Genomic DNA, 20,590 nt, shown 5'->3' on the forward strand with positions numbered 1-20,590 from the left:
ATACGGGCTACGAGTCGGAGTTTGGAATGAAGGACGAGATGACAACCGAACCAACCGAACGCACCCACTCGCCCTTCAGCGCCATCCGTGCGATCGACTACACCGTCATCTTCGTGCGCGACATGGCGGCGATGCGCCGCTTCTACGAGGAGGTTCTGGCGTTTCCGTTGCTGCGTGAGTTGTCGCCGAACTGGATCGAGTACGGCCTGGGCCCCAACACGCTGGCCTTGGCAAGGCCGAGCCGGACCGCGACTGACGCGCCGACGCCAGCGGGCAGTGCCGCGCTGCAACTGGCCTTCAAGGTGTCCGCGGCCGAAGTCGATGCGTGTGCCGAAGAACTCGTACGGCACGGCGTTGCGCTGCTGTCGCCGCCGACGAACCAGTCGTTTGGGCATCGGACGCTGTTCTTTCGCGACCCCGACGGCAATCTCTTGGAGGTCTATGCCGAGATCTGAAACGCGGGAGCGGCGGGCCTGCGCGCGAAAAGTTCCATTGAAAATCCGCGAGTTATTCACGCGAGGGTGAAACTAAGGCCCGGGTTCCGGCTTTCAGTTCACGGGAGAGTTCATCGTGAAGCGAATCCTGAAGCCCCTGACCTACATCGCGGCGGCCATCTACTTCTTGGTGGATGCGGTCTTCATGGCCGTGGCGAGACCAATCTCGCGCTGGATCGAGCGGCATTTCGAATTCTGGCGATTGCGCGCCTGGATCAGGTCGCTGTCGCCTTATTGCTCGCTCGCCTTGTTTTCCGTGCCCGTCATTATCCTGGAGCCGGTCAAGCCCGTCGCGGCCTATCTCGCGGCAACCGGCCAGGTCGTAAGCGGGGCCGTAACTTTCATCGTCGGCGAGCTGCTCAAGCTCGTGCTGGTCGAGCGCCTGTTCCAGCTCACGCGTGACAAGCTGATGCGGATTCCGGCTTTTGCCTGGGTCTACGGCAAGTTCACAGACGTCAAGGCATGGCTGCAGGCGACCGAAGCCTGGCGCGCGGTCCGCGCCTTGGGCCGCGCGGCGAGGGACACCGTTGCGCGGGCCAGAGCCAGGCTGGCCGGCGGCTTCAGTAGCCCGGTGACCTCCAGGGATTAGGGCTGCAGGGATTCGGGCAGCGCCGCGCGAGCTACCCGCTATGCGAGCTTGCGGGCCGCGGCGGTGGCCTTGTCGCCCGTGTTCGGCGTGCTGGTCGGCTCGATCAGCAGGAGATGAACTTCCTCGCGCGCGACCGGGCGATGCTCAACACCTTTGGGCACGACATAGAGTTCGCCCGGAGCAAGCGTCACCGTGCGATCCCGCAATTCGATGTCCAAACTGCCTTTCAGGACGAGAAAGAAATCGTCGGTGTCCTCGTGCTTGTGCCAGGTGAACTCTCCCTTCACCTTCACCACCATCACGTCGCAATCGTTGAAGGTCGTGACCGTGCGCGGCGACCAGAAATCCCCGAAGGTCGCGAGTTTGTCGGCAAGCGATATGCCGTCGGCCATGTGTCACCCTTGTTTTGCTTCCTCGTGAGACGATTTGGGGTCGACGCGCTGGGGCGACAAGACTTGCGTTTCGATGGGTTATGGTCTCGTCGCAAGGCGTGCGGTCGCCACCCAAGCCGTTCGACCGAGAGAGGCCATGTGCACATCCCGGCACCCCGCCAATGGCGTGCAATTTGAGCCGGGTGGCCGCGGAAATCCTCTGCTTCGGCGCAAACTCCTGCTATATGCAGCAAAACGGCTCGAAAACGCTGGATGTAGTGGGTCGAGCCGACCGGTAAGCTTATTCTCGGCATCACCAAAGCCATGCGTCATAAGCATGGTGATTTGCCCGCACTTGGCGTAAAGAGCGTCCAAATCAAATCACCACGCGTGCGGCTGGACCATTTGCCGCCTACGCAGCTTCAGGTCGCGCGGCTCGACGTTCCGCGCCTGGACCAACCAAGGTTTATCCCGTGTCTTTTCCGACCATGAGTCCGCCGCTCGCCCGAGCTTTGGCCGAGCGCAACTACGACCGTCCGACCCCCGTTCAGCTCGCCGTGCTCACGGACGAGGCCGCTGACCGCGACCTGCTGGTTTCGGCCCAGACCGGCTCCGGCAAGACCCTGGCCTACGGGCTGGCCATGGCCAAGGACCTGTTGGGCGACGCCGAGCGGTTCGAGCGGGCGGGTGCACCGCTTGCCCTGATCGTGGCGCCGACCCGCGAGCTTGCCTTGCAGGTCCATCGCGAACTTGCCTGGCTGTACGAGCATGCGAGCGGGCGCGTCGTCTCCTGCGTCGGCGGCATGGATCCCCGGCGCGAGCAGCGCGAGCTTGCGGCCGGCGCTCATATCGTCGTCGGCACGCCCGGCCGGTTGTGCGATCATTTGCGCCGCGGCCGTCTCGACATCTCCGAATTGAAGGTGGTCGTGCTCGACGAGGCCGACGAGATGCTCAATCTCGGCTTTCGCGAGGACATGGAGTTCATCCTCAAGACCACGCCGGACACGCGTCGCACCCTGATGTTCTCGGCGACGTTCCCGCGCGGCATCGTCGCGCTGGCCAAGCAGTATCAGCAGCGGGCGTTCCGGATCGAGGTCGCCGGCGACGAAGGCGGTCACGCCGATATCGAGTACCGCGCGATCCGGATCGCGCCCGGCGATGCCGAGCACGCGGTCGTCAACGTGCTGCGCTTCTACGAGGCGCCGAGCGCGCTGGTATTCTGCAGCACGCGCGATGGCGTCCGGCATTTGCAGGCGGCGCTGCTGGAGCGCGGCTTCTCCGTGGTCGCTCTGTCAGGCGAATTGACGCAGAACGAACGAACCACGGCGCTGCAGTCGCTGCGGGACGGACGCACGCGCGTCTGCGTGGCGACCGACGTCGCCGCGCGCGGCATCGATCTGCCGAGCCTCGATCTCGTCATTCATGCGGACCTGCCCAACGACGCCGAGGTCATGCAGCATCGCTCCGGCCGCACCGGCCGCGCGGGCCGTAAGGGGACGAGCATCCTGCTGGTACCGCCCGTGCGGCGGCGGCGTGCGGAAATGCTGCTGAATGTTTCGGGGATCGACGCGGTCTGGGGGACGGCGCCGCAGCCGGATGAGATCCGCAAGCTCGATCACGAGCGCATGAAGGACGTGCTTTTCACGGAGGAGACCACCGCCGACGATCTGGCGTTGGCGCAAGCGCTGTTGGCCGAGCGGTCGGCTGAGGAGATCGCAGCGTCACTCGCACGGCTCTATCGCGCGCGGCTGCCGTCGCCCGAAGACATCATGGATCCCGGCGAACGGAGCAGCCGGCCGCGCGACGATCGCGGTCGGAACGATACGCGCGCGCCGCGCGACGATGTCCGCGCTCCGCGTGGCGACGATCGGCCCGAAAGGGCTCGACCCAAAGCGGGAAAATCGTCGTCGAAACATGGCATGGCGGATGGCAGCGTCTGGTTCCGGGCCAACATCGGACGAAAAAAGAATGCGGAAGCGCGCTGGCTGTTGCCCATGATCTGCCGCCGTGGCGGCATCGACAAGAACGATATCGGCGCGATCAAGATCATGGACACCACGACCGAGTTCGAAATTTCCGAGCGGGTCGCGGAATCCTTCGCCGTGAAGATCAAGCGTCCGGACAAGGAAGACAATATCCGCCTCGAGCCGCTGGCGGATGCGCCGCAGCGGCAAGCGGCTTCGGAAGAGCGGACCCATGCGCCGCGGCGTGAGAGCGGCGACAGCGATCATCGTGAACGCCAGGGCGAACGCGCGCGCGAGCCGAACGGGTTCAAACCTCAAGGCAAGCCACGCGGCAAACCGTACGAAAAGCCATACGGCGAGCGCACACCGAAATTCGACGATGCTCCTTCCTTCGCAAAGAAGAAAAAGCACAAGAACAAGCCGGGCCAAGCTGAGCCTTCGGTCACGTCGTGGTCTGAGAAGGGCGCTCCCGGAAAGAAGCCGAAGACGAAAAAGAAGCATCGCGCCTGACTGCCGTCCTCCGGCGTCGACGGGGAGGGGCGTTACGTCGCGGCGAGGTCGCGCAACATATAGGTTGCGCTGTCGCCGTAGGTCGCGAGCTTTGCTCGCAGCTCCGCATCAGCCGTGACGGGCCGAAAGCCGAGATGCTCCCACATCGGACGCGTGGCGTAGACCGACACCAATGCGAGCGTCGCGATCCCTGACACGCGCGCGAGCTGTTCGATCGCAACGACATAGTCGCGCGCCGCGCCGCCGCGAAAGTCGGGCAGCACCGCGACATCGTGCAAATAGAGGCAATCCGCATCGCCGGGCAGTTGTTCGAGCAAGCCGTCGAGCGGCGGAATCCGGTGCTGCATCCAGGGATGCGCGAGACCGTAGCCGACGATCCCGTCGCCCGCGGCAAGCACGCGGCAGCCATCAGGATAGAGCCGCATCTTTTCCGCGAACACCTCAGGTCGCTCAGGCAGATCGGGATGGATCCGCACTGCGATCGCGCCGATCGCCGGCAGATCGGAGACGTGCGCGGGACGCCAATGCGGCTTGCTCATGTCGATCCGTCGTTCCGTCTCAATCATCCCAGTTTATTCCGATGCGGCAATGCATGCAGCGAAAAATATCTTTGTCGCCATCTCAGGAATACGACGGCTCGCGCGGCGTCCTACCCCATGCAAGCCATTGCATGACAGGAGAGACCATGACGACATCCTCGATCCGCCTCGCGCTCACGCTCGCAATATCGCTGGCGCTGGTTCCCGTTGCTTTCGCGGCGCCGCCGACCAAGACCGGCAAGACCGACAAGGGCAACGTGCTCACCGACGCCAAGGGCATGTCGCTCTATACTTTCGACAAGGACGCCGACGGCAAGTCGGCCTGTAATGGTCCGTGTGCGACCAACTGGCCGGTGCTGAAGGCCGAGGCGAGCGATGCCGCCGCCGACGGCTACACCGTCATCACGCGCGACGACGGCTCGAAGCAGTGGGCCTACAAGGGCAAGCCGCTCTACACCTTCGCCAAGGACACCAAGCCCGGCGACGTCACCGGCGACGGCTTTCTGAACGGCGCCTGGCATCTGGCGATGCCGTGAGCAGGGTGCACTCCTAGCGCAACCCCTCATACACCATCAGCCCGCGTGCGATCTGCAGCTTGCGGATCGCGCGCGGCAGCAGTTTTTCCGGCTGGTGCAGATAGCGCCAGGAGGTGAGGGCGAACGGGCCAAGCGCGCCGCATTCGTCGTCGAACGGCGCGAGCACGCCGGTCACGCTCACCGGTGTATGCGGGCGGGCGTTGAATGGCAGCAGCAGCAGCTCGAGATGTGCCTTGCTGCCGTCCTCGCGCACGGCGGTGACGCCGGCGATTGCGCCGAGGCTCTCGTCGGCGACGATGGTCGTGATCTCCTCGATCTCGCGGCGGCTGGCCTCGTTGAACAGCGCTGCAAAGCTCGAGTCCTTGAGGTCGCACCCTGCAAGCGCGCAGACGCGCGTGCCGGCGACGCGGAACGGGAAGCCGAGATGCGGCTCGCAGGACAGAACGAAGATGTCGCCGAGCAGGCCGCGCACGGCGGCCGGATCGATATCGGCCCGGTCGGGCGCCCGCGCAGTGCCGCGCTTCGTGTTCCAATATGCGAAGAACTCGCGGCTCGACGGATGTTTCATGACTGAACGCTTACCCCGGGGCGCAACCTCGCGGGACAAACCTGTCCCGCTTCAGTGCAGCCGCGATCCCTGTGTTGTTGTGCAGGAGGGGCTTTGCAGCGTCCATGCCGCAGCGGCGTTTTCGGCATCCCTGGCGCTGCCTTTGCGTCGTTAACGTTAAATTAACTATGCGCTTTCCGTGCGCCGCCCCGCTGCTATGGTGACCGCGGTCGCAAGCCTCGCCGCTTTTCTCCAGGTTCTCGGCGAGGCCTGTACACAGGCGTCAAACAGTTTGGTCACCGGCCGCGGGGAGGGGTGGGGATACTCCCGTCTCTCTGGGTACCGGAAGTCCGACACGGATAGGCAGGGCTTTCCCAGGGCCCTGCCTTTTCCTTTTGTGCACTTGCGCAGAACGGGCAAAGGCGACTATCTCCAAGGCCTGTCGTCAAGCCTGTCGCTCCGATCGCGCCTGAAAGCGAAGTCGCCTTGGATTCCCCGCCAAATTCTCCGCCGCAAGATCCTCCGTCGCAAGATGCTTCGCTGGGGGTGCCGGCCGTCGTTGAGGGGGCTCCGCGCGAGCCGATCCTGACGCTGCCGTTCGCGCTGACCGCCTATATCCTTTTGCTCGCGGTGATCCATCTGCGGGTGCTGCTGCCGCCGGAGCTCGAGAACTGGACCATCGACGTCTTCGGCTTCATCCCCAAGCGCTACGATTCCTCGCTGCTCAACCTGGAGATTCCCGGAGGGGCCGGCGCCAAGGTCTGGACCTTCGTCACCTACTCGCTGCTGCACGCCAATCTCACCCATCTCGGCTTCAACGTGCTGTGGCTGTTGCCGTTCGGCAGCGCGCTGGCGCGGCGCTTTGGCGCCATCAGGTTCTTCCTGTTCCTCGCGGTGACGGCGGCGGCTGGCGCGCTCGCCCATCTCGTCACCCATGAGCACGCGGTGGCGCCGATGATCGGCGCCTCGGCCTCGGTGTCCGGCGCGATGGCGGCGGCGATCCGCTTCGCCTTCGTTCGCGGCAGCTTCCTGTCGTTCAGCCGATCGGATGCCGATACCGCCGCCAGAGTTCCGGCGCTGCCGCTGTCGCGCGCGCTGCGCGACGGGCGGGTGCTCGGTTTTCTCGCGGTGTGGTTCGGCGTCAACATCGTCTTCGGCGTCGGCGCGATCGGCGTCGATAGCGAGACCACGAGCGTTGCCTGGCAGGCGCATATCGGCGGCTTCCTTGCCGGCCTGTTGCTTTTCACGCTGTTCGATCCGGTGCCGCGCGTGCGAAGCGATGCTGCGGATGCGTCATCACAGGACATTTCGGACGGTATTTGAAGCGGCGCTTGCGGCGCCGCCCGAATTCATCCATCATTCCCGCGAAGAATGTTCCGAAGCGACAGGCCGTTCCCGGCGATGCTTCGCAAAGCGCACGAGCGTGAAACCGGCGCTGACCACTGTTAGTTGAAGACTCGAAGAACAAGTCCGGACCGCGAACAGCGGACGGTTCCGATTCAGGGAGGCGACAATGACGGTACGTTCGATCCTCAACACCAAGGGCCACCAGATCATGAGCGTCGAGCCGGACGCGAAGCTGGCGGTCGCGGTCAAACTGCTCGGTGAAAAGAAGATCGGCGCGGTGCTGGTGATGAACCAGAGCCGGCTGGAAGGCATCCTGTCGGAGCGCGACATCGTGCGGGTGATCGGCGAGCGCGGCGCCGGCGCGCTGGAGGAGCCGGTCTCTCAGGTCATGACCCGCAAGGTGGTCACCTGCAAGGAGGCCGACACGGTCGCCGAGCTCATGGAAATGATGACCACCGGCAAGTTCCGCCATCTGCCCGTGGTCGACAGCGGCAAGGTGGTCGGCCTGATCTCGATCGGCGACATCGTCAAGCGCCGGGTGCAGGAATACGAGTCGGAGCAGGAAGCCCTGCGCGACTACATCAAGACCGCCTGATCAGTAAGACGGCCCGATCATTCCTGCTGGTCGGCTTTGGGCGCAGTGCCCTCGGGCGCCGGAGCCAGCTCGTGGATTGCCTCCTTAATGGACTCCAGCGCACGCTCGGCCGCGCGGGTGCCCAGGGCGATGAGGTCCTCCGAGCGGTGGAAATCGAACCAGCCGAATTGGCCGATCCGCGGTGTGATCAGCATATCGGGCGGATCGCCGGCCAGGCGGGCGCGGGTGATGCGGTCCTGCATGATATTGAAGGCGTCGACCATCACCGAAGAGAGGCCGGGCCGGGCGCTGCCGCCGCCGAAGAACTCGCGCTTTACCGTCTTCTCGGGCGAGAAGAATCTCGGGAAGCGCCGCTTTGACGTCGGCTCTTCGGCCGCGGGAATCTCCGATTCAGGCATTGCGCCGTGCGAATAGACCGTCGTCGAATAGGTGAAGATGTCGCTGGAAAGATTTGCGGCGATGACGATTTCCGCGCCGAGCGCGCGCGCGGCCGAGACTGGCACCGGGTTCACCAATGCGCCGTCGACCAGCCAGCGATCGCCGATCAGGACCGGAGAGAAGATGCCGGGCAGCGCGTAGGAGGCGCGCATCGCGTCGACCACGCGGCCGCGCGTCAACCAGATTTCGTGGCCGGTGCGGACCTCGGTCGCGACGGCCGCAAACTTGATGGGTAAGTCCTCGATCAGGGCTTGGCCGACCGCGTCCTCGAGCCGGGTCGCGAGCTTCTCGCCGCCGATCAGGCCGGAGCCGTTGAGGCGGATGTCGAGATAGCCGAGGATGTTGCGCATGCCTTGCAGGCTGCGGCCCCATTCTTCCAGCGTGTCGAGCCGGCCGGCCGCATAGAGGCCGCCGACCACGGCGCCGATCGAGGTGCCGACCACCACGTCGGGCACGATGCCGTTGGCAATCAGGGTTCTCACGATCCCGATATGGGCAAAGCCACGGGCAGCGCCGCCGCCAAGGGCGAGGCCGATGATCGGCCGGCGGATGCTACCGAGGCCGACCTTCTCGCCGTTCGAGCCGTTCGCACCGCGGCCCTTCAAGATGTCCAGCACCAAAACTCTCCTACGCCTGGCCAGCCTACGCCACCAGATTAGGCACCGCATTTGCGCTCCGCCATATCATGGGCGAAGCATGGTTTATGCCGCTTTGGAGAGGGCGCTGGGCAGGAGTATGGCGAGCGGCGGTCGCCTCAGGTCTAATCACGCAGGCGTCAACCGGGTTCCAATAGACATATCGGGCCCGTATTTCCTAGGGTATCAAAGGCTTGAATTTGCCGCGTTTTCGGTGAAGAGCAAGTGGCATGACTCTCGGGGGTGACGGCATCATCGGATGGCGGCGCAGCGCATCGCTGCTGCCGGCGCTGATGCTTGCCGCGGGCCTCGTGATATCGGGCCAAGGTGCTGCGCAGGCGCAGCTTTTCTCCGATCGTCCGCCGCCGGTTCCCCCCGCCTCGGTGCCCGATCCCGGCGGTGCGATCAATCTGGCGCCGCCTTCCGGGCCGGGCGCCGGCCCCCCAAGCCTGCCGCCGACCCTGTTGCAGCCGACCACGCCCAGCATGCCGCCGCCCGCGGTCACGACCGTGCCGTCCGCCGCGCCGCTCAACGCGGCTGTGCCCGGACAGGGCGTGCTGTCGCTGACGGCGAAATACGGCAAGGACACCCCGCCGATCACCAGCGGCCTGGTCTGGCGCGTGTTTGCCGATCGTCCCGACGAGAACGGCACCTTCAAGCTGATCCGCGAGGACCGCAACGCCACGCCGAACATCGTGCTGCCGCCGGGCAATTACGTCGTGCACGTCGCCTTTGGCCTCGTCAGCGCGGTGCGCACCGTCAGCCTGAAGGCCGAGACCGATCGCGAGTCCTTCGTGCTGCCCGCCGGCGGCTTGCGCATCGAGGGCCGCGTCGGCACCAGCCGCATTCCGCAGAACCAGATCTCGTTCGCGATCTACAAGGGCAGCCAGTTCGAATCCGGCGAGCGCGCCTCCTTGGTGCCGAACGTCGCGGCCGGTGACGTCGTGCTGCTGCCGGAGGGCACCTATTACATCATCTCGAATTACGGCGACGCCAATTCGGTGGTGCGCTCGGACATCCGGGTCCAGGCCAGCAAGCTCACCGACGTCACCATCACCCACCGCGCCGCCGTCATCACGCTCAAGCTCGTCAGCGACAGGGGCGGCGAGGCGCTCGCCAACACCGCCTGGTCGGTGCTGACCCCCGGCGGCGACGTCATCAAGGAATCGATCGGCGCCTTCCCGCGCGTCGTGCTCTCCGAAGGCGAATACCGTGCTATCGCCAAGAACGAGGGCAAGGTCTACGAGCGCGGCTTCAACGTCGTCAACGGCGTCGACGGCGAAGTGGAAGTGGTCGCCCGCTAGTGCTTGAGCGGTGATGCCGGATGCGGCCCGACGTGGGTCTTCGTGCCTGGTGAACACTTCTCATTCAGCGCACGGATATCCCATATCTTATTACCGCCAGCCCCCGTCAGGTGTGCGAAAGCAGATGCGCTCCGCTGCTCCGTTTGGTGTTGCGATTTGAACAGCTCTGGCAGCGCTACCAAGCAGGATTGATCAACACCGGCACCGCCGGCTTATTCCAGAGCCGCCGCAACTTCGTCAAAGCCGGTGCAAGATACCTTTTTCCGATAATCAATTTTATTCTCTTTCCATCCTGCTGCGTTATATGTCGGGCATCTCTCCAAAGGAGGAGGCCGGAGCAGGCTTGTGCGTCTGCGAGACCGGCAAGGAGCAGGGGCCAAGCTCGTCGGCATGTTCGAAGTGATCCTCACCAGGCGTAAGCGGTTCGGCTGGCGGTGGCAGGTGTGCGACCAATCCGGCAAGAAATTTGCCGATGGCTTCGAGCGCACCCGGCCGTCCGCCAAATATCACGGCGAGCGCGCATTGTTCTTTCTGTTGTCGCAGGCCCATCTGCGCAATCGCTCCGCGGCCCCCAGCGAGGACTAGTGGCGGCTGCGTGTGCGGGTTTCCACGTCCCGGCTTGCGGCTTCGCTCATCCGGCGACGAGACTTCTCTGCGAGCGCCGTCAGATATCCACGACGAGCTTGCCTTGCGTCGCGCGATCGCGGATCAGCGCATAGGCATCGCCGACGTTCTCCAGCGTGAAGTGCCGGGCATCGAGCGTAGGCACGAGCTTGCCTGCCTCAATCAGGCGCGTAGCTTCCGTCATGATCTCTCCGTGATGGGTGCGGCCTTCGCCTGACAGCAGTGGCAGCAGCGTAAACACGCCGGAATAGGTGGCGGCGCGGAACGAAAGCGGCGCAAGCGCATGCGTCCCCCATCCGAGCGCACTCACGACATGGCCGAAGCGGCGCACCGCTTCGAAGGAGGCGTCGAGTACCTTGCCGCCGACGGTGTCGTAGACGACGTCGAACCCGCTGCCGCCGGTATGTTCTGCAACATAAGTCGCGACGGCGGTATCGCGATCGATGAAGGTCGCGCCAAAGCCTTCGACGGTGGCGCGCTGCGATGCCGAGCCGGTCGCGAACACATCTGCTCCGAACGCGCGCGCGATCTGGATCGCGACGTGGCCGACGCCGCCTGCGCCGCCATGGATCAGCACCTTCTGGCCGGCCTTCAGCGCCGCGCGGTCAATCAGTCCTTCCCAGGCCGTGATGAAGATGAGGGGCAGGGCGGCTGCCTCCCGCATGCTGAGATTGGCAGGCTTCAACGCCAGCAGGTCGGCGTCGACAGCGGCGAGTTCGGCGAGCGATCCTTGCACACCGCCGACGCCTCCCGTCATGCCATAGACCTCGTCGCCCGGCTTGAACCGCGAGACCTCACGCCCGGTCTGTTCGATCACGCCGGCGAGATCCAGCCCGAGAATCGCAGGCAGCGGATGGCGCGCATGCGGCGCGGCGCCGGCGTGGATTTTGGTGTCGAGCGGATTGACCCCGCTCGCGCGGATTCGCACCAGCACCTCGCGCGGGCCGATCTCCGGCGTGGAGATCGTTGAGAGGCGCAGCGGCACGTTGTGGGCCTCCATGACGGCCGCGCGCATCGTCGATTGTCTCGTCATGATCATCTTGCTCCGTTTTCGGCCTCCAATATGCCCATTATTTTTTGCATGGGAATGAATGAGAATGTACGATTGCCGTGCGTTTTTGTATGAGGAGGCCAGCTCGATGGACTGGAGCGATCTGCGCATCTTCCTGGCGATCGCGCGCGAAGGCACGCTCGGTGCGGCCGCGCGGAAGATCGGCCAGACCCAGCCGACGATGGGGCGGCGACTTCGCGCGCTCGAACAGTCGCTCGGACAGACGCTATTCCAGCGCACGGCGGATGGTTTCGTGCTGACCGACGAGGGCACGGCCGTGCTGGGCCACGCCGAGCGGATTGAAGAGGAGGCGCTCGCTTTGGAGCGGCGTGCGTCCGGCGCGGAGACGCAGCTCGACGGCTTGCTGCGTCTGTCGTCGTCGGACTGGTTCGGGACAGTGATACTCTCGCCGGTGATTGCCGCCTTCGGCAAGCGCCATCCCAAAGTGACGGTCGAGCTTCTGACCGATGCGCGCCTCTACAGCCTGCCGCGCCGCGAGGCCGATCTCGTCTTCCGCATCAAACCGTTCGACGAGCCTGAAGTGATCTCCCGGAAGCTGCTCCACATTCCCTACGCCCTCTACGGCAAGAAAGGCAGCAAGCCGCCACGCGCCGGCGACGGTAGCGGTGTCCGCGTTGTGACCATGAATGCTGAATTCGCCGACATGCCCGATGCCCTGTGGCTGAAGCGCACGCTGCCGAATATGGAAATCGCCTCGCGCAGCAACAACCGGCAGGCGCAGGCGGAGCTTTGCGCGAGCGGCGGCGGGCTCGCGGTGCTGCCGCGTCCGCTCGGCGATCGCGACCGCCGGCTGGTCGCGCTCGACATCGGCGCGACGCCACCCGGCCGCGACACTTTTGTGGGTTATCATCGCGATCTCAGGCGCCTCGCCCGCCTGCGCGCGCTGCTCGATCTCGTGATCGAGCGATTGGCAGGGTAGCCCGGGTGAGCGAATACCCGGGACGGCTCGTGGTAGGAATCCCGGATGTCGCTTCGCTCATCCGGGCTACAAGACCTTGTGTTGCCTGTCGGCAAAACACCCAAGCTGTCAGTCAACGCGCGCCACCAAAAATATTCCACTTTACCGAAATTCGGAAACGGCGTATGTGTCGCCGCAACCCGGCCCAAGGAAGAGGGGCGTATCGCGATCGTCACGAACGCGGGCCGGGCGGCGGTGGACGTTAGTCACATCGGCGCGAACGGCTTCGCAGGGCGGGCAACCGTGAGTGAAGGCCTCGCGCACACGACCGGTGTGATCGGCGTACGGCGAAATCGTGTGGTCCTGACGCCCGGGGTCTGTGCGTCAAGTGTTTGCGGTGATGTGGTTGCCTAACCGGGCACACGCCTCAGCCATCCGCAAGGCGACGGGGGCAATAGTGCATCGCTCCCCGGGGAGAGCACGACATAAGCCGTAAAGCCACTGCGCAGGGATATGCACAGGCAAAAAAATCATTGCACATCAACGCCCAAGGCCGGTGGCGTATGCTCGGTGTCAAAAAGTGCTGCAAGTCCTGCATACCTCGCAGGAAGGCCGTACAGGCGCATTGAACCGCGCCCCGCCCCTTTCCGCGCCGCCGCGCCAAAAACGCATTACGGACTCGCGCTCGCGATCTTGCGGCCCTCTGACGGCGGCCGCTCCCTTACGGGCACATAATCCGCCACAGTGGTTTTCCGTGCTCGGCCAACGCCTCGCTTTATGCACGTCCGCGGGCTTATGGTTCCACTAAGTCCTTAATGAATATCACCATTTTAAGCTGCGATCGGCGACGCGGCCGTCGATGCAGAACAGCGCAAAATCGGGATAGCCTTTCCGTACGCCCATTCTTGCCAACCTGCCGGCAGTGGCGGCGCTTCTGTGCTCGCCGAACGGCAGATGCACCCATTCCCAGGACGGCAGCGCCCAGCGCCGCAGGATGTCGGCGATCGTGACATGCAGTTGAAATTCGCCCGGCGCCGGCAGTGCCTGGCCGCGCTGCTTGCGCGATCGGAAGAGGTGCAATTGCCGTTCGGTCACCGCTACGCCATGCCGCTCTGGTCATTCCCCCACCGCCCGCGGCCACGCCCCGCTGCGCCGCTCCAACTCGGCCTCAAGCTCGGTGACGCGCGCTTTCAACCGTTTGTTTTCCCCCGTCCAGGACACGGCGCGTCTCGCCGCCGCAACTTGCCGCTTGTGTTCGCGTGCGATCCAGGCGTCGCATTCAACATGCAAGGTGCGCACGGAGCGAATTCGGTCAGCCAGCGCAACGAAGAATTCCGTCCGCATGGTGTTGCGGCGGCCGGCGTCGTTGTCCATGCTCGACAAGATGATCGCCGACAACGACGGCCAGAACGAGGTCAGGCTGATGTCGCTTAGTTCACGATCACATTGTCCGGCATAGTCGGCGAGCAGCTTACCGAGGTCGCCGACCGTCTCGACGACGCGGCGGGGAAAGTCGCCCTGGCGTGCACGCTGATCGAGGCACCTCGTCAACAGCGGCTCGCCGGCCGCATCTCGCGGAATGTCGGTTGTCATGGCAGCCTCACCAGTTCACGCCGGTCATCCACGCGACGCTGCCGGTCCTGCGCAAATTCCGATTGATGTCGAGCAAGCTTCTCAATGCGAGCGTCGCGGTTTGAAATAGCGACTGCGCCGGCGCACTGATCGCGTTCGGGCTGCCAGCGACGCCGATCTGAGCCGGCGTGTCGGACATGTGGATCAGAGCTTCCTCGGTGCTCGATAGGTCGATCGTTCCAACGATCGAGGCGAACGCCGCGCAATCGATCGCGATCACCGTGCGATTGGGCAGGAAAGGCGCCCTGATCGCCGGTGTTGGCAGGAGCATGTTTCCTAATGTGACGCTCTGCGGCGTGGCGACGATCAACGCCGGCTTGATCGCGGGCTTGATAGCGTTGAGCAGCGCCTCGACGTCCGCGACCGCTCTGTCGAATGTGTTGCCGGTGCCGGCGGCCGTCGGCGTCAAGCCGGCGATGCCGGCGCGCAGGCCAGGCGGCCGGATCGCGTCGCCGGCGACGTTGTCGAGCAAGATGTTGTCGACCGCGAGCGTCAAGTCCTCACGCAGGATCGTTTCGAGCGAGGTCTCGACGGAGGCGGCCGAGCCTTGCAGCGTTTCTTTCGTCAACGCGACAATGCTCGCGGCCTTTCTCGGCGGCAGGTTCGTGCTGTTGATCAGCAACGCGCCGACGCCGACGGCCGCGCCTTCGGCGACGAAGTTGCCGGATGGCACCGGCTGCACGCTCGGCACGCGGGTGACGGAATTGCCGCTGAATGTGTATTGCAAACCCATCGCGCGCAGTTGGCTGAAAACCGACTGCGGCAGCATTCTGTCGGCGATGTCGGCGACCATGACGCCGATCAGTTCCGCGCTCCAACCGGCAGTGTCGGTGCGAGCCGGTCCAGTCGCGGCTTTGAGTTCGAGGTCATACGGCCACAGTTGCTGCGCGACAGCCGCGGCCGACCGTTTCGTGACGCGGCTGATGAGTGCGCAAGCGGCCGTGCGAGCGGTCAAACAGCCGTTGCGGATTGAGGTGCTGTTGGCGGCGGCGAGCCGTGCGGTTTTGTGGTCCACGCGGTTCACGACGCTGCGCACGTCTCGCAGTTCGGATCGCATCAGGCCGAGGGTGTGTGTAAGATCATTCATGGCAACATCAGTTCCTGCGGCCCAAGGCCGTTGATGGGAAATCTGGCTGCCAGTGCCCGTGGCGTCAGCGTCGGCGTCCCGACGCGCGCTTGTTCGCGAGCATCGCCATGGTGGACCGCGACGCAGGCGGGATCAAGCGCGAATGTGTTACGGTCGCGGCCATGCCGATTTCAGCACGCCAATGTCACCGCCTCATCGTGGACGATCGATCGTTTGACCCGGTAGCAATTGCTAAGACGGCGCGCGATGTGCTCGGCGAGAACCCGCAACTCACGCTGCTCGACGTCGAGGTCGCACTACGCGATGCGCGCTGTTGGGCATTCGTGATCGCGGCGCCTGGCGGGTTCGAGGTCGTCGGCGGCGTCCTGGCTCACCGCGCTCGGCTCGCCGCGCTCGATCGATCCTAGGAAGCGAACCGCAAGACGCTGGCGGCATGGCGGGCGGCGACGACAGCGGCGATGGTCGGGTGATGCGAGGTCGGGCGGCGCCATGGCACAAACTGCATAGACGCCCGCTCGTGGCGGGCGCATCATACTACCCGGTTGGCGTGTATCGGGGGACACCATGATCAGCTTGACCCGGGTTTTCGACATCGCCGTGATCGCGATTGGCACGTTCAACGTGGTGCTGGTGGGAATGCTCATCCTTTCCTTCTGATGTGCTCGCTGGCCGTCGCGTGTTGGCGAGTAGCCCGCGCTCTGCGCGCCTCAATTCTACCATCCGACTCAGGCCGTGGTTGCATTCGTTGCCGGCGGGCCGCGTGTTGAGGCGCTGCTATCTTGCCGGAGGCGCGAGGCGACGGAAGCGGACAGACAGGGCGCCCGGTTTGCGACTTCGAAGGCGGCGCGAACTAGGGCATGTGAAGCGTATTGGGGGAACACCGCGGGCGCGCCGCTCTGCGTCTTCGACCAGACCTCGAAGATATTCCAATTCTGAGAGCTGAGAAGTGAGTTCGCCAAGTCGTTCGACGTAAAGGATTGCGCGAGAGCCTCGCATAAATCTCCTCCCGAGCACAAAAAACACTCTCCGGACAGCGTCAGAGCAAATAGCGTGAGTAGTAAAAGTAAAAGACTACCACCATCAAATAGCGGATTTCAATATGTCAGGCGTACTGCCTCAGGTTGTTGCTGCTTCAGCGCGGTTAACGCACGCCGCTCCCTCAGGGGCAGCGCGATGTCCTGGAGTCCGCTTAGGGGTCACAAGCCGACTTTGGCGAGCGGCCACGCCAGGTCCGCTTCCGGGGATGCAAGGGCGAACACCTCAAGCCAACAGCGACCTGAATTTTTGGGTTGCGACGGATTGGCGCCAAGTTACCCGCGGTTTGGCGGCGTTTCTGGACGATCAGTCCATAAAAATGGATGCAGAAAATTCAGCGCGCCGCCGGGGAAGTTGAACCGGCTCAAGGCGTTGAGGCCCCCGTCAATCATTGCCGAGCAAGAACCACGGATGATCCTCTGACAACGGCTTGCCGTCGACGTCGCAGCCAAACTTGGGCGTGCCGGTCCTTGGTTCAACGATGTTGTGGCACGGTGGGCAGAGCACTGAGAAGTTCAGCGGCTCGAACGCGAGCGCGATCGACCTCGCCACCGGCTTGCGATGATGCACGTGCAGTTCGCCCTTGCCAGGCAGGAAGCGGCCGCACCGCTCGCAGGTATGACGCGCCGCGATCCTGGCGACGCGGCGAGCCTTCTGCCAAGCGTAGCTCGAATGGAAGTCCGTCACCGCGGCAATCTCCTCAATGCCGTGCCTTGCCGTCCGGTGCAGGAGCGTGCCGCTCGCTTTGCTTGGCGATATAGCCGAGCGCGGCGCGCATGTCGCCAGGTGCCAGTTCGTGCGCGGCGATCAGGCCGGCGTGTAACAGCAAGGTACGGGCAACGCAGCACGGGCAAAAGCCGAGCGCCACCCACTTGTCGGCCTCGGCCTCCATCCGGTCCAGCATGCGCTCTGCCGCGTCCGGGGACATTTGCAACGGCCTGTTTGTGGTCATAGCGTTTTCACCGCGGTTGCGCGTCGAGCCAGCAAGCGTCCCGTTCCCGGCGTTCTATTGAGCGGATGTTTGCGCGGAAAATCCCTTGAGGTCAGCGTTCGGCCGATCCGCTGTTCGAGGCAACCGATGCATAGGCAGCCGTCCATTGGCCCAAGGCCCGCAGCTTTCCAAACCTCTTCCCTCACGATGTAGACCTCCGTGAGTTCACTGTAGATTTGCTCGACGCCACGATCGCTCCAATCAGCGGCGAAGGCCTGTTCCATTTCCGCGCGGTTCAAATGGCCAGGTGCGGTGTTGATGCGGCAGTCGACGCACCGCCAGGACTCAGGCACTCTGCCTCTCAGGTCCGCCGTTCATGATGACCATAGTCGTCCTCCTTGTTGCCGGCATCGCGCCGGTGCAGTCAGCCGATCGTATTCGGGGATCACGGTCATGGCGGCACCGACTCCGGTGGCGGCTTCGACTTGCGGACAATCACGTTGATCCGGTGCGCGCCGGTCAGATCCTCCAGATCGGTTGCGAACCAACTCTCGATACGCGCGGCGATGTAGCGAGCCGGAGCCGAAAGCTTGAGCAAACCGTCGCGCAACGAGACTTGCTCGACCTCATCGAACCACAGCAAATACGCCTGCTCACCGATCCGCTCGCGCAAGCGTGCTCCGAGCGGAATTCCGTTGAGCAAGCCGGCTGTCTCGCCGGCGTCGTTGATGCCGTTGGCTTCCGGCGCTCCTGGCTTCCTTCGGAGAGACTGCCTTGCTCTTGCCCGTTGAGGCCCGCGCCGAGCGCGTCAGCGCGCTGGCGAGGCGCAGGGCGGTCGTCGGTCGATCTCGCGCGCGAAGGTTCATTGATAGGTTCAAGGATAGGTTTAAGCCGCATGGTGCGGCCCGGTGGAGCCGCACGGTGCGGCTCGGTCAAACCGCATGGTGCGGCCCGGTCAGTATCCACCGAACCGCATGGTGCGGCTTGGTCCACCGAGCCGTATGGTGCGGCCCGGTCGATCAGCTTTTCGACGTTGATCTGGTATTCCCACGACGGCCATTGCCCGCGCACACGTCGCTTCCAGCGTTCGATCCACCCGTCCAGTTCGAGAGCCGCAAGCGCACGCTGGATAGTGTCGAGGGACAGTTCGGTTTCGCTCTCGATGACATCCTGCCCCGGAAAGCAGCTTCCCCCGAGCTTGTCGCAGTGGTTGGCGAGGGATAGCAGCACTGCCTTCGCTGCCCCGCCCAGGCCGACTCTGGCTTTGAATACGCGGTCGACAATTGCCCATGTCATGGCTTCCGTACTCTCGATCGAGGCCGGCCCTTGACGCACACGGTGAGCGGTTTGATATTCCAAGGCGTTAGTGTCCTCTGGAATATTGGAGCGGCCGTCCCGTTGTTTGCGCAGGGGCGGTCGTTTCTATGTGCTGGTGGTGGTTGGTTCGGGCTTGGCAAACATTGTGAGACGTCCCTCAACTTCGAGAAGGTGTCCCCTCATATTTGCTTGAACCGATGCCGGCCTCACACACCAGGCATCGGTCCTCGTACCATTCCGCAAAAGCTACTTTGCGGCGATGGTTTCGCGTTCGCGCCGCCACTCTGCACACGCCTCGATGCTGATCAACGTGCGGCTGCCGACCTTCATGATACGCGGCCCGAGGCCGGCGCGTCCCAGGCGATAATACAGAACTTCCGAAATGCCATGCGCCGCGCAAAATTCGGGGATCGAATAGGCGCCGTGCGGCACCTTGGGTTTCGCCTTGGGTGTTTTCTTGGGGTTCCGGCGTTCCGACATGGCGTGGCCTCGCGAGTGAAGGGGACCGTTGCCAGTTTATGCGGCGCATGTCGCTGACTTATCGTCAGCAAAACTGCATCCGTCGTTGCAGTTTGGCAAGCCCGCGCTAAACAAAAAAAAGGGTCAGTGCCAAGTGTTTGAATTCTCTACGCCCGCCAGTAGCAATTGTTACCTCACATTCGCCGGCGCCGTCACCGCGCCAGCGCCACGACGTTGTCGGTTCGTGAGTCGTGGTGGTGTAGCAGCGCAGCCCGCGAGAGGTCGTCACCGTGCTCGGCGATAAATTTTGAATAGTGCTTCTCGATCATCGCGACGCTGGTGTTGTGCAGCGACGCCACCAGCCTGATCGGGATGTTCTTCAACAGCATCCGAACAATCGAGCCGTGCCTCAACGCATACATCGTCACCTCGCTCGGATCGAGGCCGAGCGCCTTGACGATCCTGTCGACCTGGCGATGGCAACTCTGTCCGGGGTGCTGGTGCCAGCGGCTGCCGTCGCTTTGCAGCAATAACGGCGCATCGGCGCGGCCCTTGGCTGCCGCCCGCAGCTTGCCGGCGAGGTCGAGCGTGATCGGCACCGGATAGCGTTCGATACGCTTCTGCGCCCGGTTGCGGCCCCCGCCCTTCGCCGATTTCGGCATCATCAACCGCGGTCGCGCCGGGTGATGGTGCAAATCCTCGACCGACAGCCGCACAGCCTGGCTCGGCCGCGCGCCGGTGACCGCGAGCAAGTCGATCAGAAGCCCGAACTTATTGTCGAGCCCGTAGGCTTCGGCGACGAACGCGCGAACCTGATCATCGCCGAGGATGACATTGCGCACCTCGGTCGCATCGGGGAGCCCGGCGAGCCCGATTTCCCAAGCGTCGGGCTTGATGCGCTGATCGTGCTGCGCCGCCAGCGCCAGCGCTGCGTTGATGCAGCGGCACATCCGGTTGATTGTTGACGGCTTCATCGTGCCGATCAGCCCGTCGCGCCAGGCTGTCAATTCCTTCGAGGTCAACAGCGCCACCGGCTTCGACAACAGCGCGCTGGTGAGGTGCAGGCGGGGGTGTTCGGCGTTGTAGGGATTGCTTTGACGCGCGATAAGGTCGGCGCGGTAGTTTTTGAGCGCAGCGTCGACGCTGATCGGTGCGAACCCCGTGGCCGTGGTTTCGGTGTCGGCCTCGCCGCGCGCCAGCTTGCGGGACTGCGCCAGCGCCTGATCGTAGGAGTACACGCTCGTGTTGTCGGCAGGTTCGAGGTCGTCGGCGATGCCGAACTTTTTCAGCCAGCCCGAGGCGCTGCCATCCGCGAAACGCACCGACCAGGTGCCGAACCCGCTTTCATTGCGGCGATAGCCGAGAGCAATGTGCGGCGCGACGCGAACGAAATACGGCTGCTTGCGCGCGGCGAGCCTGGCGCGGGCGGTCAGGGTTTCCAGTGCGAGCTTGCGGGGTTTCGCCATGGTGATGCGGTGTCCTGTGTCGAGCCGGTGTCAAAAAAAGCCGAGGATAGCGCCTGATAAGCGCCCGATAAGTGGGCGACAGTAAACCGTGCTTTTACAATGACTTACTACCTATCTTACCCCTGTTTGGCACTTATCGGCAACTTGCAAAATTCCCCTGCGCCCTCTTTCATTTGAGGGTGAGGCGACCAAAGCAAAGC

General features: G+C 64.1%; 24 protein-coding genes and 1 pseudogene. 11 read left to right on the top strand and 14 right to left on the bottom strand.

Annotated elements, in window-relative coordinates:
* The first annotated feature begins 26 nt into the window (after window positions 1-26).
* Together C7G41_RS22660 and C7G41_RS22665 are read left to right on the top strand one after the other, a co-directional pair.
* Window positions 27-455, top strand: a complete 429-nt coding sequence (locus C7G41_RS22660; protein WP_106944594.1) for a VOC family protein — start codon at window positions 27-29, stop codon at window positions 453-455.
* Window positions 456-570: 115 nt separating this feature from the next.
* Window positions 571-1,083 carry a hypothetical protein gene (locus C7G41_RS22665; RefSeq protein ID WP_106944595.1) on the top strand — a complete coding sequence of 171 codons (513 nt, stop codon included), beginning with the start codon at window positions 571-573 and terminating at the stop codon, window positions 1,081-1,083.
* 38 nt (window positions 1,084-1,121) lie between these two features.
* Here C7G41_RS22665 and C7G41_RS22670 read toward each other — a convergent pair whose 3' ends face one another.
* Entirely contained in the window at window positions 1,122-1,475 is a 354-nt protein-coding gene (locus tag C7G41_RS22670; RefSeq protein WP_106944596.1) for a cupin domain-containing protein, read from the bottom strand.
* A gap of 467 nt (window positions 1,476-1,942) precedes the next feature.
* Here C7G41_RS22670 and C7G41_RS22675 point away from each other — a divergent pair, with 467 nt between their 5' ends.
* Complete coding sequence (locus C7G41_RS22675) at window positions 1,943-3,928, top strand: DEAD/DEAH box helicase (protein WP_199198558.1); 1,986 nt, start codon at window positions 1,943-1,945, stop codon at window positions 3,926-3,928.
* A gap of 32 nt (window positions 3,929-3,960) precedes the next feature.
* On the opposite strand, the gene C7G41_RS22680 is transcribed toward C7G41_RS22675, so the two are convergent.
* A complete protein-coding gene (locus C7G41_RS22680) occupies window positions 3,961-4,467 on the bottom strand; it encodes a GNAT family N-acetyltransferase (protein WP_106944677.1) in 507 nt (168 codons plus the stop codon).
* 146 nt (window positions 4,468-4,613) lie between these two features.
* Between C7G41_RS22680 and C7G41_RS22685 the strand changes: the two genes are divergently transcribed.
* On the top strand, window positions 4,614-5,003 hold the full coding sequence (locus tag C7G41_RS22685) for a hypothetical protein (RefSeq protein WP_199198543.1): 390 nt from the start codon (window positions 4,614-4,616) through the stop codon (window positions 5,001-5,003).
* Between the two features lie 13 nt (window positions 5,004-5,016).
* Here C7G41_RS22685 and C7G41_RS22690 read toward each other — a convergent pair whose 3' ends face one another.
* A complete protein-coding gene (locus C7G41_RS22690; RefSeq protein ID WP_106944599.1) occupies window positions 5,017-5,571 on the bottom strand; it encodes a PAS domain-containing protein in 555 nt (184 codons plus the stop codon).
* Between the two features lie 465 nt (window positions 5,572-6,036).
* Between C7G41_RS22690 and C7G41_RS22695 the strand changes: the two genes are divergently transcribed.
* Window positions 6,037-6,873 carry a rhomboid family intramembrane serine protease gene (locus C7G41_RS22695; protein ID WP_106944600.1) on the top strand — a complete coding sequence of 279 codons (837 nt, stop codon included), beginning with the start codon at window positions 6,037-6,039 and terminating at the stop codon, window positions 6,871-6,873.
* Window positions 6,874-7,063: 190 nt separating this feature from the next.
* Window positions 7,064-7,492: a CBS domain-containing protein gene (locus C7G41_RS22700; RefSeq protein WP_106944601.1), complete on the top strand. Its 429-nt coding sequence runs from the start codon at window positions 7,064-7,066 to the stop codon at window positions 7,490-7,492.
* Window positions 7,493-7,509: 17 nt separating this feature from the next.
* Here the strand turns inward: C7G41_RS22700 and C7G41_RS22705 are convergent, their stop codons facing one another.
* Window positions 7,510-8,547, bottom strand: a complete 1,038-nt coding sequence (locus tag C7G41_RS22705) for a patatin-like phospholipase family protein (protein ID WP_106944678.1) — start codon at window positions 8,545-8,547, stop codon at window positions 7,510-7,512.
* 248 nt (window positions 8,548-8,795) lie between these two features.
* On the opposite strand from C7G41_RS22705, the gene C7G41_RS22710 reads away from it, so the two are divergent.
* Together C7G41_RS22710 and C7G41_RS37900 are read left to right on the top strand one after the other, a co-directional pair.
* Complete coding sequence (locus C7G41_RS22710; RefSeq protein WP_106944602.1) at window positions 8,796-9,869, top strand: hypothetical protein; 1,074 nt, start codon at window positions 8,796-8,798, stop codon at window positions 9,867-9,869.
* 345 nt (window positions 9,870-10,214) lie between these two features.
* A complete protein-coding gene (locus C7G41_RS37900) occupies window positions 10,215-10,454 on the top strand; it encodes a hypothetical protein (protein ID WP_245446624.1) in 240 nt (79 codons plus the stop codon).
* Between the two features lie 79 nt (window positions 10,455-10,533).
* On the opposite strand, the gene C7G41_RS22720 is transcribed toward C7G41_RS37900, so the two are convergent.
* Complete coding sequence (locus tag C7G41_RS22720; protein WP_245446626.1) at window positions 10,534-11,526, bottom strand: zinc-dependent alcohol dehydrogenase family protein; 993 nt, start codon at window positions 11,524-11,526, stop codon at window positions 10,534-10,536.
* Window positions 11,527-11,632: 106 nt separating this feature from the next.
* Here C7G41_RS22720 and C7G41_RS22725 point away from each other — a divergent pair, with 106 nt between their 5' ends.
* Window positions 11,633-12,484: a LysR family transcriptional regulator gene (locus C7G41_RS22725; protein WP_106944680.1), complete on the top strand. Its 852-nt coding sequence runs from the start codon at window positions 11,633-11,635 to the stop codon at window positions 12,482-12,484.
* 45 nt (window positions 12,485-12,529) lie between these two features.
* Window positions 12,530-12,877, top strand: a complete 348-nt coding sequence (locus C7G41_RS38320; protein ID WP_245446628.1) for a hypothetical protein — start codon at window positions 12,530-12,532, stop codon at window positions 12,875-12,877.
* A 408-nt stretch (window positions 12,878-13,285) separates the two neighbouring features.
* On the opposite strand, the gene C7G41_RS22735 is transcribed toward C7G41_RS38320, so the two are convergent.
* The 3 genes from C7G41_RS22735 to C7G41_RS22745 are packed head-to-tail and all read right to left on the bottom strand — an operon-like array spanning window position 13,286 to window position 15,182.
* On the bottom strand, window positions 13,286-13,558 hold the full coding sequence (locus C7G41_RS22735) for a hypothetical protein (RefSeq protein WP_106944603.1): 273 nt from the start codon (window positions 13,556-13,558) through the stop codon (window positions 13,286-13,288).
* Between the two features lie 21 nt (window positions 13,559-13,579).
* Entirely contained in the window at window positions 13,580-14,056 is a 477-nt protein-coding gene (locus tag C7G41_RS22740) for a hypothetical protein (protein WP_106944604.1), read from the bottom strand.
* A 7-nt stretch (window positions 14,057-14,063) separates the two neighbouring features.
* Window positions 14,064-15,182 (bottom strand): phage major capsid protein, encoded by a 1,119-nt coding sequence (locus C7G41_RS22745; protein WP_106944605.1) that lies wholly within the window; start codon window positions 15,180-15,182, stop codon window positions 14,064-14,066.
* 107 nt (window positions 15,183-15,289) lie between these two features.
* Here C7G41_RS22745 and C7G41_RS22750 point away from each other — a divergent pair, with 107 nt between their 5' ends.
* Complete coding sequence (locus C7G41_RS22750) at window positions 15,290-15,589, top strand: hypothetical protein (RefSeq protein ID WP_106944606.1); 300 nt, start codon at window positions 15,290-15,292, stop codon at window positions 15,587-15,589.
* Window positions 15,590-16,601: 1,012 nt separating this feature from the next.
* On the opposite strand, the gene C7G41_RS22755 is transcribed toward C7G41_RS22750, so the two are convergent.
* The 6 genes and pseudogenes from C7G41_RS22755 to C7G41_RS22780 all read right to left on the bottom strand — a co-directional run bounded on the left by C7G41_RS22755 (window position 16,602) and on the right by C7G41_RS22780 (window position 20,390).
* Window positions 16,602-16,904 carry an HNH endonuclease gene (locus tag C7G41_RS22755; RefSeq protein ID WP_158268023.1) on the bottom strand — a complete coding sequence of 101 codons (303 nt, stop codon included), beginning with the start codon at window positions 16,902-16,904 and terminating at the stop codon, window positions 16,602-16,604.
* A gap of 13 nt (window positions 16,905-16,917) precedes the next feature.
* On the bottom strand, window positions 16,918-17,169 hold the full coding sequence (locus C7G41_RS22760; RefSeq protein ID WP_106944608.1) for a hypothetical protein: 252 nt from the start codon (window positions 17,167-17,169) through the stop codon (window positions 16,918-16,920).
* A 430-nt stretch (window positions 17,170-17,599) separates the two neighbouring features.
* Complete coding sequence (locus tag C7G41_RS38325; protein WP_245446630.1) at window positions 17,600-17,821, bottom strand: hypothetical protein; 222 nt, start codon at window positions 17,819-17,821, stop codon at window positions 17,600-17,602.
* A gap of 428 nt (window positions 17,822-18,249) precedes the next feature.
* Window positions 18,250-18,444 (bottom strand): annotated as a pseudogene (locus tag C7G41_RS39020) (helix-turn-helix domain-containing protein); the annotation flags it as partial.
* Between the two features lie 267 nt (window positions 18,445-18,711).
* Window positions 18,712-18,945: a hypothetical protein gene (locus tag C7G41_RS22775; protein WP_106944611.1), complete on the bottom strand. Its 234-nt coding sequence runs from the start codon at window positions 18,943-18,945 to the stop codon at window positions 18,712-18,714.
* A gap of 191 nt (window positions 18,946-19,136) precedes the next feature.
* Window positions 19,137-20,390, bottom strand: coding sequence for a site-specific integrase (locus tag C7G41_RS22780; RefSeq protein WP_106944612.1), 1,254 nt, complete (start codon window positions 20,388-20,390; stop codon window positions 19,137-19,139).
* Between the last annotated feature and the right edge of the window lie 200 nt (window positions 20,391-20,590).

Origin of the sequence: Bradyrhizobium sp. MOS002, assembly GCF_003020115.1 — a bacterium.
GTDB lineage: Bacteria > Pseudomonadota > Alphaproteobacteria > Rhizobiales > Xanthobacteraceae > Bradyrhizobium.

Excerpts from the sequence above, each read along its gene's own strand:
- C7G41_RS22660 (WP_106944594.1), top strand. The coding sequence starts at position 27 with ATGAAGGACGAGATGACAACCGAACCAACCGAACGCACCCACTCGCCC.
- C7G41_RS22670 (WP_106944596.1), bottom strand. The coding sequence starts at position 1,475 with ATGGCCGACGGCATATCGCTTGCCGACAAACTCGCGACCTTCGGGGAT.
- C7G41_RS22675 (WP_199198558.1), top strand. The coding sequence starts at position 1,943 with ATGAGTCCGCCGCTCGCCCGAGCTTTGGCCGAGCGCAACTACGACCGT.
- C7G41_RS22680 (WP_106944677.1), bottom strand. The coding sequence starts at position 4,467 with ATGAGCAAGCCGCATTGGCGTCCCGCGCACGTCTCCGATCTGCCGGCG.
- C7G41_RS22685 (WP_199198543.1), top strand. The coding sequence starts at position 4,614 with ATGACGACATCCTCGATCCGCCTCGCGCTCACGCTCGCAATATCGCTG.
- C7G41_RS22690 (WP_106944599.1), bottom strand. The coding sequence starts at position 5,571 with ATGAAACATCCGTCGAGCCGCGAGTTCTTCGCATATTGGAACACGAAG.
- C7G41_RS22700 (WP_106944601.1), top strand. The coding sequence starts at position 7,064 with ATGACGGTACGTTCGATCCTCAACACCAAGGGCCACCAGATCATGAGC.
- C7G41_RS22710 (WP_106944602.1), top strand. The coding sequence starts at position 8,796 with ATGACTCTCGGGGGTGACGGCATCATCGGATGGCGGCGCAGCGCATCG.
- C7G41_RS22720 (WP_245446626.1), bottom strand. The coding sequence starts at position 11,526 with ATGACGAGACAATCGACGATGCGCGCGGCCGTCATGGAGGCCCACAAC.
- C7G41_RS22725 (WP_106944680.1), top strand. The coding sequence starts at position 11,633 with ATGGACTGGAGCGATCTGCGCATCTTCCTGGCGATCGCGCGCGAAGGC.
- C7G41_RS38320 (WP_245446628.1), top strand. The coding sequence starts at position 12,530 with ATGTCGCTTCGCTCATCCGGGCTACAAGACCTTGTGTTGCCTGTCGGC.
- C7G41_RS22740 (WP_106944604.1), bottom strand. The coding sequence starts at position 14,056 with ATGACAACCGACATTCCGCGAGATGCGGCCGGCGAGCCGCTGTTGACG.
- C7G41_RS22745 (WP_106944605.1), bottom strand. The coding sequence starts at position 15,182 with ATGAATGATCTTACACACACCCTCGGCCTGATGCGATCCGAACTGCGA.
- C7G41_RS22750 (WP_106944606.1), top strand. The coding sequence starts at position 15,290 with ATGGTGGACCGCGACGCAGGCGGGATCAAGCGCGAATGTGTTACGGTC.
- C7G41_RS22760 (WP_106944608.1), bottom strand. The coding sequence starts at position 17,169 with ATGACCACAAACAGGCCGTTGCAAATGTCCCCGGACGCGGCAGAGCGC.
- C7G41_RS22775 (WP_106944611.1), bottom strand. The coding sequence starts at position 18,945 with ATGTCGGAACGCCGGAACCCCAAGAAAACACCCAAGGCGAAACCCAAG.
- C7G41_RS22780 (WP_106944612.1), bottom strand. The coding sequence starts at position 20,390 with ATGGCGAAACCCCGCAAGCTCGCACTGGAAACCCTGACCGCCCGCGCC.